The following is an 11,924-nucleotide window of genomic DNA, read 5'->3' as shown; positions in this document are numbered from 1 at the left end:
TTGGTGAAGGAAACATGACCCCTCATCCCTCATACAACATTATCGGAGAAGAGCGCCCCGGGCGCTGGCTGTTGACCTGTGACCATGCGACAAACCGTGTGCCCGACTGCCTCGACGGGGATCTCGGGCTGCCCGCGTCGGACATGGACCGCCACATTGCCTATGACATCGGCGCGCAGGGCGTCACGCGCGCCTTGGCGCAGGCGCTCGACAGCCCCTGTATCGAAACCGACTTTTCGCGGCTGGTGATCGACCCCAACCGCGGTGAACACGACCCCACCCTCGTGATGAAGCTTTACGATGGTACGATCATCCAAAAGAACCGGCATGCCGATCCGGTCGAAATCACGCGCCGCCTTGATGCGTTTCACCGTCCCTACCATGAGGCCTACGAACGGATCGCCGCGCGGCGCGAAGATGTGGTGATCTGCGCCGTCCACTCGTTTACACCACAACTGAAAGACCGCCCCCGCAGGCCATGGCAAATCGGAATCCTGTCGGCCTATGACAAACGGTTCACCACTCCGCTCATTGCTGCGCTGCGGGCAAGTGAAACGCTGGCGGGTGAAGCCGCACGTCTGGGCGAGCGGTTTTGCGTCGGCGATAATGAGCCCTATGACGGACACCTGCCGGGAGACGCCATTGACCGGCACGCTTTGCACCACGGGCGGTTGAACGTTCTCATTGAACTGCGCTCCGATCTGATTGAAACCGAAGACGACCAGGAAAAATGGGCGAACCTACTGGCGCCCATTCTGAGCGAGACATTGACCGAAACCGGCCTGTAAGGAGACCGCGATGGACGACCAAACCCGCATCGAAATCGAAGCCGCCGCTTTTCGCACCCTTCGCGACCATCTGATGAACAAACGGCCGGATGTGCAGAATATCGACATGATGAATCTCGCCGGTTTCTGCCGCAACTGCCTAAGCCGCTGGGTGCAGGAGGCCGCAAACGAACGCGGCATCGAGATGTCAAAGGAAGACGCGCGCAAGCTCTACTACGGGATGCCCTACGAGGACTGGAAATCACAGAATCAGTCCGCGGCCTCCGCCGAAAAACAGGCAGCATTCAAAACCGCCTTTGCAGAGAATGTGCGGAGCGACGATACCCCCTGAATCCCCACACAAACCGCGAATTCTGTCGGACACTGTCCACCCTACGGCGACAATAGTGACGCGCGATTGACGGCGCGCCATCGCCACTGTCAAACTGCTTTGCGGGGGTACGGCGCAGTAGCGTCGTCGTTGAATGTTTGCGCGACTGGGGTGATTTCATGGAATTTGGTCTATTCTTCCTGCCTGCATTGATAGGCATCGGATTGCTTTGGTTGTTTTCGGGCGATGATATCCCGACCGTAGAAGTGAGCGAAGGCGAAGACTTCAACGGCACGGACGCCGCCGAGCACATCATTGGCACAGACGTGGGTGACATGATTTCCGCCGGTGGGGGCTTTGACATTGTGGATGGCAATGGCGGCGACGACATAATCTTTGGCAACGCTGGCAATGACACCCTGAACGGCGGTGACGGCAACGACGCGATCGAAGGCGGCTTTGGCGACGATCTGATCGACCTCGGAGATGGCGACGACGTAAGCGGCTCTGCCTATGACGAAGAAGACGTGTTCGTTGGCAACTACCGCCAGACCGGCGACGACAGGATCTACGGCGGCGACGGCGACGATGTGATCGTCGATCAAAACGGCTCAAATGTGATCGATGGCGGTAATGGCAACGACGAAATCGCGGCGCTGGATGCGCAGGACACGGACGCCGCCGACATTATCGACGCGGGTGCAGGCGCGGACTTTGTTCTTGCCGATGACGGCGACACGGTGACACTGGGTACCGGGGCGGATCAGATCGCGGGCCTTGTGACAGACCGCGATGACGTGATTACGGTCACCGATTTTGACCCCGCCGAGGATGCGATCGAACTGATCTGGCAGGGCACGGGGCACGACGAAACCCTTGTGGAGTTGTTCGAGGTCGCGGGCGGTCTAATGCTCCATTTCGACGGGCAGGACATCATGTTTCTGGAAGGACTCGGTGCGGCCGACATCCCATTCATCACCTACACCAGAGTCGGGTTCTACTGACGTTCCGGATTGCCGGGTGCAGGGGCGGCCTTATCCCCCGGGCGGTCCCTTTCCGACAACATCGCCCCGATTGGCGCGAGTGAGGGAATGTGGTCGCACAGCACTCTGAGCGCGACGAGAAGCGGCGTTGCCACGAGGATACCCACAGCGGACCACAGCCACGCCCAGAACATCACCGAGACAAAGACCACGACCGTGTTGAGCCGCAGGTTGCGGCCCACGAACCATGGCGTCACCAGCTGCCCCTCAATCGAGGTCAGCGCAAAATAGATGGCGCCTGCGCCGACACCTGCCCAAAGCGTGTCGAGCGACACGATCCCGACAGCCATCGCAATGCCCGTCCCCGCAAGGGCGCCGATATAGGGGGCGAAATTGAACAGGAAACCGATCACCGCGAACAACAGAGGGTTCGGCATACCGAGCAGCCACATCGCAATCCCGATGGAGGCGCCCAGCCCCGCGTTGATGAGCGTGATGGTAAACAGGTAGCGCGAGAGTTTGCGTTCAATGTCGAAAACCACTTCGACCACACGGCGCTTTTCGGTCTTTGTTGGCGCGGCCTGCACGACTTTTTCGAGGAACATGTCGCCAGAGGCCAGCAGGAAAAACAGCAGGAGCAAAGTGAAAACGAGTTGCGCAATCACAGGCGGCGCGAGCGCCAAAGTTGACCCCAACCCCTGCAATTCACCTTGGGGTTCAGCCACAACGATGGTCGCGTTTTCGCCGTCAGGCTCCGATGCTGCTTCGCCGGCGTTGTTCGATTGGTCTTCGGAGCGCGCCGTGTCTCCCGTGGCGGGAGTCGCATCTGGGGAAACTATGTCGCTGATTTGGCTTTCGATTTCGCGCAACCGGTCGGTGGCCGGCCTCAAATCCTGAAATTTCCATTCGACTTTGCGCAGAATTTGCGGGGCATCCTTGATCCATTCGCTGGCTGGAACGGCAACGCTGGCGACAACCACCGATATGCCCAGAATGAACCCAAACAGAATAGCCGCCGCCGCTGCAGGAGATGGCAAGCCGATGCGTTCAAGAAAACGCCGCAGCGGCGCAAAGACCAGCGCGAGAAGTATTGCCAGAACCACGGGCATGAGGAACATCCGCGCATAGGCGAGTGCGGCGATGCTCATGAGGAGAAAAATACCGACGAGCGGGCGACGAAGTGCGCGCAGTGAAGCGCTCACAGCGACCGCGCTTTGATCTCGGGATGGGTCGCTCTGCACCATGGGAACCTCGTTGGGTGGGAAACCAACGCGCCCCGCCCCTCAAAAGTTCCGCAATCGCTCCCTTAACGGGATCAAATCGCCGCTTTGGTCATTTCCTCGGTGTAGATTTCGCGCAGGCGTTTGGAAATCGACCCGGGTTTGCCAGTGCCTATGGTGGCGCCGTCGATATCAATCACGGGCTGGGCAAAGCCGGTCGCGGAGGTGACAAAGGCTTCGTCTGCTGCCTGTGCTTCCTCGATCGTGAATGGACGCTCCTCAACCTGCATCTGGGCTTCTTTTGCAAACCTCAGGATCGCCGCGCGGGTGATGCCGTGCAGAATGTCGTTGCCCAGTTGTCGCGTGATGATCGTGCCATCCTTGACGATATAGGCGTTGTTGGCCGTGCCTTCGGTCACAAAGCCGTCCTCGACCAACCATGCATCTGCTGCGCCGGCTTTCTTCGCCTGCATTTTAGCAAACGACGGGTAGAGAAGCTGCGTCGTTTTGATGTCGCGGCGGCCCCAACGGATATCATCCATAGAGATCACTTTGATCCCGTCATCCATGACCTTGGAATCGACCAGCGCCTTTTCGAAAGTAAAGAGCACGATGCCGCATTTCACCTCATCAGGATCAGGCCAGACAAAGTCGCGTGAATCGGGAGCACCACGCGTGATTTGCAGGTAAATACCACCCTCGTCCAGATCGTTGCGTGCGACGAGTTGGCGATGGATTTCGAGCAGGTCCTCCATTGTGACAGGTGACACCATTTCCAGCTCGCTCATCGAGCGCTGCAAACGCGTGGCGTGGCCATCAAAATCGACGAGCTTGCCACCGATCACCGACGTCACCTCATAGACCGCATCCGCCATCAGGAAACCGCGATCAAAAACCGAAACCTTTGCGTCTTCGGCGGCCACGTAATCTCCGTTTACGTAAACGATCTGGCTCATGTCGGTCTCCTGTTGGTTAGCCCCAAAGCGCGGCTGACGGGGCATGAACGCCCGCGTCGTCATAGGTCAATGCATGCTCGCGGTCTTCCGCCAAAAGCAGCGGCGCGTCAAGGTCCACGACCGCCGCACCCTGTGCAATTACCATTGCGGGCGCCATGGCCAGCGACGATCCCACCATGCAGCCGATCATGATCCCGTAGCCCTCGGAACGCGCCGCATCGCGCAGTGCGAGTGCCTCGGTCAAGCCGCCGGTTTTATCGAGCTTGATGTTCACCATATCGTATTTTCCGCGCAGCGCCGGCAGGCTCGCACGGTCATGGCAGGCCTCATCGGCGCAGACCGGCAGCGGGCGGGCAATTTCGGACAGCATGTCATCGTCACCCGCAGGCAATGGCTGTTCGACGAGCTCCACGCCAAGGCGCAACAGGTGCGGCGCGAGATCGGCATAGACTTCGGCAGTCCAGCCTTCGTTCGCATCCACGATGATACGGGATTTCGGCGCGCCGCGACGGACCGCTTCGAGGCGCGCCATATCGTCGGGCGTGCCGAGTTTGATTTTCAACAGGGGGCGATAGCTGTGTTTGGCAGCCGCCGCCTGCATGGCGTCGGGTTCGCCCAAGGACAGGGTATAGGCGGTGATGACGGGCCGGGGTGCAGGCACGCCTGCGAGATCCCACACGCGTTTTCCGGCCTGTTTCGCCTCATAATCCCAAAGCGCGCAGTCGACCGCGTTGCGCGCAGCGCCTGCCCCGAGAACCTGTTGCAGATCAGCCCGTGTGATGTCGGCGGGCAGATCATTGATCTCCTGCGTCACGCTTTCGAGGCTTTCACCATAGCGCGCATATGGCACGCATTCGCCCCAACCGGTTATACCGCCACGAGTGACGCGCACCGTCAGCACCTTGGCCTCCGTGCGCGCACCGCGAGAAATCACAAAAGCTTCCGCAAGGCGGAATGCCTCTGCCGTCACTGTTATAGATGTCATGGAGTAGACCCCGCTTTCTCAGGCTGCGAGGTTACTTTGCTTTCCCACGAGCGCTTCGACAAGGCGTGCCGCTCCTTGGCGGAACGGATCGACCGCAGGCAGACCCATTTCCGCTTCGACAGAGGCGAGGTATTCGACCGCTTCTGCATCGGAGAGGTGCTGGGTGTTCACGGAAATGCCGATCACTTCGCAATCAGGGTTGGCAATCCGCGCCATGGTAAGGGCCGTATCGCGCACCTGCTGCAGCGAGGGCAGTTTGTAGCCGGGAAGGCCGCGCATGTGTTCACGGGTCGGTTCGTGGCACAGGATCAGTGCATCGGGCTGACCGCCATGAATGAGCGCCATGGTCACACCGGAGAAGGACACGTGGAAAAGGCTTCCCTGCCCTTCGATCATATCCCAATGGTCGGGTTCGTTGTCAGGCGTCAGCCATTCGACAGAGCCCGCCATGAAGTCGGCTACCACCGCGTCGAGCGGCACGCCCGAACCTGTGATTAGAATGCCGGTTTGGCCCGTTGCACGGAAAGTCGATTTTTGACCCTGCGCGCGCATTTCGGCATCCACGGCGAGCATGGTGTACATTTTGCCAACCGAACAATCGGTGCCAACCGCGAGGCACCGTTTGCCTGTGCGCTTCTCACCATTCGCAATCGGGTACTCAACCGAGGGAACGCGAACGTCATGCAGTTCGCGCCCATGGGCCTGCGCCGCAGCGACGAGATCCGGTTCATCCGTGAGGAGATTATGCAGTCCGGAAGCAATGTCGAAACCCGCCTCGATGGCCTCGATCAATACCGCTTTCCAAGCCTTCGAAATAACGCCACCCCGGTTTGCGACACCGATAACCAAAGTTTGCGCCCCTGCGGCACGCGCCTCTTGGAAGTTCATGTCAGGCAAACGCATGTCGGCTTTACAGCCCTCCATCCGGAACTGACCAATAGCGAATTCGGGGCGCCAATCGCGAATACCCTGAGCGACCTTCGCTGCGAGCGGATCGGGGGCGTCACCGAGGAAGAGAAGGTAGGGCGTACGGATCATGTCAGTCTCCATTTTGGCGTTTCACAAACATTGGGGTCGAATCGATGCAATGTTCTCCGAATTTCACCCGATCAAGCGTTCGGATTGGGAGATAATCCCATTTGTGTAATAAGTTTCGGGACAAATTTGCATCTTTTTAAAGTGATGCGGAATTAGGCACGCAAAATGGCAGGCTTTGCCGGAGATGCCGCAAGTGCAAAAGCGGCCTTGCGATTGTGCGCGCAAGATTATAACCATTCGCCACACAGTTGAGAAACATCGTTACCCGAAGGGAGCCAAAGATGTCCTTCCGCCTGCAACCAACTCCGCCCGCCCGTCCAAACAGATGTCAGCTGTTCGGCCCTGGCTCGAACACCAAGCTGTTCCCGAAGATGGCGGCATCTGGCGCGGATGTGATCAATCTCGACCTTGAGGACTCCGTGGCGCCTTCGGACAAAGATGTGGCGCGCGCCAATATCATCGAGGCGATCAACACGATCGATTGGGGTAACAAAACCCTCGCCGTGCGGATCAACTCGCTGGACACGCCCTATTGGTATCGTGACGTGGTCGATCTGCTGGAACAGGCCAGCGAGCGACTGGACCAGATCATGATCCCCAAAGTGGGATGCGCCGAAGACGTCTACGCCGTTGATGCGCTGGTGACCGCTATCGAACGCGCCAAAGGCCGGACTAAAAAAGTCGCCTTCGAAGTCATCATCGAGAGTGCCGCCGGCATCGCCCATGTCGAAGAAATCGCGGCAAGCTCTCCGCGCATGGAGGCGATGAGCCTCGGTGCGGCCGATTTCGCGGCCTCAATGGGGATGCAGACGACAGGCATCGGCGGGACGCAGGAAAATTACTACATGCTCCATGGCGACACCCGCCACTATTCCGACCCATGGCATTGGGCGCAGACCGCGATTGTCGCCGCCTGTCGCACGCATGGCATCCTGCCCGTCGATGGGCCATTCGGCGATTTTTCGGACGACGAAGGGTACCGTGCGCAGGCACGCCGTTCGGCCACGCTCGGCATGGTCGGGAAATGGGCGATCCACCCCAAACAAATCGCGCTCGCAAACGAGGTCTTCACCCCATCCGAGGACGCCGTCGCCGAAGCGCGCGAAATCCTCGCCGCGATGGAAACCGCCAAGGCGAACGGCGAAGGTGCGACCGTTTACAAAGGTCGCCTCGTCGACATCGCCTCAATCAAACAGGCCGAAGTCATCGTCGCCCAATCCGAGTTGATTGCTGGCGTCTAGTGATCCTCCAGACGGGTGGGAGGACTCGTCTGTCGCAGGTGAACCCCGGGGCTCAAACGCTCCGGGGTTTCGTTCAGGAAACTGCCGCTGGCCAGAAGCTATTGTGTTGAAACCGAAAATTCGGGGCGTCGCGAATCAAATCGGTAGGGATCTCCGCCTTTTTTGTCTGTGTGATTTTTGAGCGACGCAACCTTTGGGCGTCCATTAATTCACCGCACACCTTTCGCGTGCGCCCGTTTTTTCCCACTTTAGTCGCCAAGTGACCAAATTTTCTGCAGGTGCAGCATTGGTGCGATTTGTGCCCTTGTTTGGACATAAACGTGAACTACTCATTAAGGGAGGTAAGGCAATAGGTCTTACCTAAACTGTAGCAAACGTTTCCAAAAGGAGCCCCCCCATGAAACGTCTACTAAGCGTACTTGCGCTTGCAACAGTTGTAGCGGCGCCCGCCTCGGCGGCGACCTTTAGCGTGGAAGCTTTCTCTTTCCTCAGCGCAGAAGTCTCGAGCTTTTCGTTCAAGTTCGATGATCTTGACGGCGATACCCTAGCCTCAATCGATGAAGTCTATGACTTCTCGGGAATTACGGTTTTGGGTACGGAATACACCGCACTGACCGGCCTGCCGGTAATCAATGGTGTTTCCGATGGAACTGGAGAACACTTCTCGTTTGAAACCTCCCTTGGTGGAACAACCGCAGTCCCGGGATTTTTGTTCATTCTGGAGAGCGCCGAAATTCCGGCTGTACCACTTCCCGCCAGCGGAGCGCTTCTACTCCCAGCCCTCGGGCTGCTTGCCTTCAAACGCAAGCGTCGCAAAGCGTAGTTAGAATACGCCCACACTTCCCAGCACAAAACCAAAGAGCCCGGCACCTCCCGCCGGGCTCTTTCTTTTTGGCTGACGCTGCCGTTGCACCGCACAGAACACGCAGGCGAGTTGCACCGCCCCGGCAAAGCCGCCATATACAGGGGCAGATATCCGGTGCGGAGCAAAGAATGACCCATTACCTCGAGTTTGAAAAACCCCTCGCAGAGATTGAAGGCAAAGCGGAAGAGTTACGCGCGCTGGCCCGTGCGAATGAGGAAATGAACGTCGAAAAAGAGGCTGCGGGCCTCGACAAGAAGGCGGGAGACCTGCTGAAGGATCTGTACAAAGATCTGTCGGCATGGCGCAAATGTCAGGTGGCACGCCACCCTGATCGCCCGCATTGTAAAGCCTATATCGAGACCCTTTTCACCGATTACATGCCGCTCGCCGGAGACCGCAACTTTGCGGACGACCACGCGGTCATGGGTGGACTGGCCCGTTTTAACGACCAGCCCGTGGTCGTCATCGGCCAGGAAAAGGGTAACGACACCAAATCGCGCATCGAACGTAATTTTGGCATGGCCCGCCCCGAAGGCTACCGTAAAGCAACCCGCCTCATGGATCTCGCCGACCGTTTCGGCCTGCCGGTGATTGCGCTCGTCGATACGCCCGGTGCCTACCCCGGCAAAGGCGCGGAAGAACGCGGACAGTCAGAGGCCATCGCCCGCGCCACGGAACGCAGCCTTCAACTGAAAGTACCGATGATCTCCGTGGTTATTGGCGAAGGTGGTTCCGGCGGAGCCGTTGCTTTTGCCTCCGCGAACAAGATCGCGATGTTGGAGCATTCGATTTACTCGGTCATCTCACCAGAGGGCTGTGCCTCCATTCTTTGGAAGGATGCCGAAAAGATGCGCGAAGCTGCAGAAGCGCTGCGTCTCACCGCGCAGGACCTTCTAAAGCTCGGCGTCATCGACCAGATTATTCCCGAACCTCTCGGGGGAGCGCAGCGTGACCACGAAGCGACGATTGCAGCGGTCGGCAAAGCGATCAGCGCCATGCTCAACCCGCTGATCAAAAAGAAACCCGATGCCTTGCTGAAACAGCGCCGCAAAAAGTTCCTCGACATGGGAACCAAAGGTTTGGCCGCGTAGGATACGCAACCTTTGAGGTGGGTTATTTGCCCGCCTCACTGATCGTTTCAGGAACCGAAAGTCCGGCCTCTTGCATCAATTTGTCCGAGGCCGTTTCGATCGACTCCTCCACCCGCCCCATGAATTCCGGTATTTTGAGCCCCTGCTCGATGCGTGGCAGAAACTCAACCACGGCAGTTCCTCGACCCCGGTAAATGCCGTGGCGTTTCCAGAAAACACCCACATTGGTTGCCGCGGGAACACAGGCCTGCCCCGTTTGCTCATAGAGAACGGCGACACCGACTTTGTACGGCTTCTTGGCGCCCGCCGCGACGCGTGTTCCCTGCGGGAAAATGATCAGCTGACCGGGGAGAGCGGCGCCTGATTTCACGTCGGCCACCATCTTCGAAATCGCGATGGACCGCTTTCCGCGATCCACCGCAACGCACCCGATCCTGCGCGCGTAATACCCGACAATAGGTGCCCAGATCAGCTGTTTCTTCATGATGAATTTCGGACGGGGAACAACCGACACGATCATGATAATATCAAAGAAACTCTGATGCTTAGACGCAATCAAGACCTCGTCGGTGGGGATCTCCCCACGGATCTCAGAGCGCAGCCCCACGATAACGCGCGCCGAAAACCGGACCCATCGGCAATAGGAATGGATCGCGGCAAACGCGTAGTCCCGTTTGATGATTGCCAAGGGCGTCCAAAAGATCGCGAGGAGCACCATCGCCACATACATCTGCACGACGAAAATCAGCGAGAGCAGCCATTGAATGGGGTAGAACATTACATGAGCCTCGTAAGGGATCGGTGGGCCGCAATACGTGTCGCAAAATAGGCGACCAAGGCAGCAAGTGGCGGGATGGCAAGCGCCCAGATCCATTCCGCCCCGCGCATGGAAAGACCGGTCAGAAACCCGCCGGCTTCCTGTGCTTCCGGCAGCATAGCAACCGCAGCGCTCGCCAGAAAGGTGCCAATGAGAGCCCCCGCAAAGGCACGCATTGTAAAGCGTTTCACAAAGGCGCGCTCGATGTAGCGATCCGTAGCGCCGATCAACCGCAGGGTCCGGATCACACCGGAGTTAGCGGCCAACGCGGCCTGCGCGGCGAGCGTGATCATCGCCGCCGTCACGCCCGTAATAATGGCGATGGAGACGAGCCCCAAAAGTCGCAGACGTGACGCCGCCTCGACAAGTGGGCGCCGCCATCGGGCATGATCGTCCAGAACCGCACCCGGCGCTTCACCTGCGAGGCGCAGTCGCAGGCTCTCGGCGTCGTATCCGCCCTCATCCTCAACAATCTCGATGAGCGCGGGCAGCGGCAATTCGTCGACCGGTAGAGAGGTCCCGAACCACGGGGCCAGCAGTTCACGCTCTTCCTCGATGCTCAGCGCGCGGGCAGAAACCACGCCCGGTGTCGTTTCCAAAACACGCAATACCGCGCTCACCTGAGCGTCGATTTGTTCTGCCGGTGCCGAAATACGCACGGTGGAGGCGGATGCGAGGGCGTCATCCCACCGCGTCGCGAGCCGACCCGTGGCCAAGGAAAGCGCCAATGCAAACAGCGCCAAAAACGCCATCGCCGCTGCCGTCAAAAGGGTTAGCCGCGCGGTAAATCCCGACGGCGGAACGATCCGTGCCTGAACGGTCTCTTCGACATGGAGGAAGGGAAGAATAATGCTTCTCACAGGTCTGCCCCCGCCTGAAGGATGCGTTTGTCCGCAATGCGCAGGACGCGCGCCTGAACCATCGATTTTGCCTGCCGGATCAAATGCAGATCGTGGGTTGCAATGACCACGGTTTTGCCCATTTTGTTTAACTCGGTGAGAAGTTTGAGCAATCTCAATGACATATCCCAATCAACGTTGCCCGTCGGCTCGTCTGCCAAGATCACATCGGGGGACATGATAATTGCGCGCGCCAATGCCGCCCTTTGCCTTTCGCCACCCGAAAGTTCGGGCGGCAGTGCATCCGCGCGATCAGACAGTCCGACCCAGACAAGGAGGTCGGAAAGATCCTGCGGTGACACGGGGCGATTTGCCACCGTTAATGGCAGAGCGATGTTTTCCGAAATTGTCAGATGATCGAGAAACTGACAGTCCTGATGCACCACGCCGATGCGGCGGCGCAGTTTGGCGACGGCATCACGGTCCAAGGTGCTGTCGGCCTGATCGAAAAAATCGACACGACCGGAGGATGCTTCGAGATCGCGGTAACAGAGTTTGAGGAATGTGGTTTTCCCCGCCCCTGAAGGCCCTGTCAAAAAGTGGAAAGAACCGGCAGGGAGAGCGAGATCAAGACCGGAAAAAATGTCGCGCCCCCCATATCCGTAGGCCACGTTATGAAACTCGATCAATGTAGCCACTCCCATAGGTTCGCGACAGTTTTGCCTCACCGCCGAAAACAGTTCAATGCAACTATCCCAAAAACATGGACAATCTTTGGTAGGTCGTTAAAA

At 58.5% G+C, this 11,924-nt stretch carries 13 protein-coding genes; 6 read left to right on the top strand and 7 right to left on the bottom strand.

Annotation, left to right across the window (positions count from 1 at the left end):
• The first annotated feature begins 14 nt into the window (after nt 1–14).
• The 3 genes from ABD815_RS05380 (at nt 15) to ABD815_RS05370 (ending at nt 2,102) form a co-directional block, all read left to right on the top strand.
• Nucleotides 15–788, top strand: coding sequence for an N-formylglutamate amidohydrolase (locus ABD815_RS05380; protein ID WP_344844562.1), 774 nt, complete (start codon nt 15–17; stop codon nt 786–788).
• A 10-nt stretch (nt 789–798) separates the two neighbouring features.
• Complete coding sequence (locus ABD815_RS05375) at nt 799–1,119, top strand: DUF1244 domain-containing protein (RefSeq protein WP_344844560.1); 321 nt, start codon at nt 799–801, stop codon at nt 1,117–1,119.
• 158 nt (nt 1,120–1,277) lie between these two features.
• Nucleotides 1,278–2,102, top strand: coding sequence for a calcium-binding protein (locus ABD815_RS05370; RefSeq protein ID WP_344844558.1), 825 nt, complete (start codon nt 1,278–1,280; stop codon nt 2,100–2,102).
• Here ABD815_RS05370 and ABD815_RS05365 read toward each other — a convergent pair.
• The 4 genes from ABD815_RS05365 to dgcN form a co-directional block, all read right to left on the bottom strand.
• On the bottom strand, nt 2,096–3,283 hold the full coding sequence (locus ABD815_RS05365; protein ID WP_344844556.1) for an AI-2E family transporter: 1,188 nt from the start codon (nt 3,281–3,283) through the stop codon (nt 2,096–2,098). The genes ABD815_RS05370 and ABD815_RS05365 overlap by 7 nt on opposite strands.
• Before the next feature lie 113 nt (nt 3,284–3,396).
• Nucleotides 3,397–4,257: a D-amino-acid transaminase gene (locus ABD815_RS05360; RefSeq protein WP_344844554.1), complete on the bottom strand. Its 861-nt coding sequence runs from the start codon at nt 4,255–4,257 to the stop codon at nt 3,397–3,399.
• A 16-nt stretch (nt 4,258–4,273) separates the two neighbouring features.
• Complete coding sequence (gene dgcA / locus ABD815_RS05355; protein ID WP_344844550.1) at nt 4,274–5,242, bottom strand: N-acetyl-D-Glu racemase DgcA; 969 nt, start codon at nt 5,240–5,242, stop codon at nt 4,274–4,276.
• Nucleotides 5,243–5,260: 18 nt separating this feature from the next.
• On the bottom strand, nt 5,261–6,280 hold the full coding sequence (dgcN, locus tag ABD815_RS05350) for an N-acetyltransferase DgcN (protein ID WP_344844548.1): 1,020 nt from the start codon (nt 6,278–6,280) through the stop codon (nt 5,261–5,263).
• Between the two features lie 281 nt (nt 6,281–6,561).
• Here dgcN and ABD815_RS05345 point away from each other — a divergent pair, with 281 nt between their 5' ends.
• The 3 genes from ABD815_RS05345 to ABD815_RS05335 all read left to right on the top strand — a co-directional run bounded on the left by ABD815_RS05345 (nt 6,562) and on the right by ABD815_RS05335 (nt 9,477).
• The gene (locus ABD815_RS05345) at nt 6,562–7,521 is read left to right on the top strand and encodes an L-malyl-CoA/beta-methylmalyl-CoA lyase (RefSeq protein ID WP_344844544.1); all 960 of its coding nucleotides are present in this window, start codon (nt 6,562–6,564) and stop codon (nt 7,519–7,521) included.
• Nucleotides 7,522–7,918: 397 nt separating this feature from the next.
• Nucleotides 7,919–8,344, top strand: a complete 426-nt coding sequence (locus ABD815_RS05340; RefSeq protein WP_344844539.1) for a hypothetical protein — start codon at nt 7,919–7,921, stop codon at nt 8,342–8,344.
• 170 nt (nt 8,345–8,514) lie between these two features.
• Nucleotides 8,515–9,477: an acetyl-CoA carboxylase carboxyltransferase subunit alpha gene (locus tag ABD815_RS05335; RefSeq protein WP_344844536.1), complete on the top strand. Its 963-nt coding sequence runs from the start codon at nt 8,515–8,517 to the stop codon at nt 9,475–9,477.
• Between the two features lie 22 nt (nt 9,478–9,499).
• Here the strand turns inward: ABD815_RS05335 and ABD815_RS05330 are convergent, their stop codons facing one another.
• From ABD815_RS05330 to ABD815_RS05320, 3 genes are read right to left on the bottom strand one after another with little or no spacing between them, the layout of a single operon-like run.
• Nucleotides 9,500–10,255 carry a lysophospholipid acyltransferase family protein gene (locus tag ABD815_RS05330; RefSeq protein ID WP_344844533.1) on the bottom strand — a complete coding sequence of 252 codons (756 nt, stop codon included), beginning with the start codon at nt 10,253–10,255 and terminating at the stop codon, nt 9,500–9,502.
• Complete coding sequence (locus ABD815_RS05325) at nt 10,255–11,154, bottom strand: cell division protein FtsX (protein ID WP_344844530.1); 900 nt, start codon at nt 11,152–11,154, stop codon at nt 10,255–10,257. The genes ABD815_RS05330 and ABD815_RS05325 overlap by 1 nt, the downstream gene beginning before the upstream one ends.
• Nucleotides 11,151–11,822, bottom strand: a complete 672-nt coding sequence (locus ABD815_RS05320; protein ID WP_344844527.1) for a cell division ATP-binding protein FtsE — start codon at nt 11,820–11,822, stop codon at nt 11,151–11,153. Before ABD815_RS05320 ends, ABD815_RS05325 begins: the two co-directional genes overlap by 4 nt.
• Between the last annotated feature and the right edge of the window lie 102 nt (nt 11,823–11,924).

Origin of the sequence: Celeribacter arenosi (assembly GCF_039539485.1) — a bacterium.
In the GTDB taxonomy this organism is placed as follows: Bacteria; Pseudomonadota; Alphaproteobacteria; order Rhodobacterales; family Rhodobacteraceae; genus Celeribacter; species Celeribacter arenosi.
This window is presented reverse-complemented; position numbering and strand designations above follow the sequence as displayed.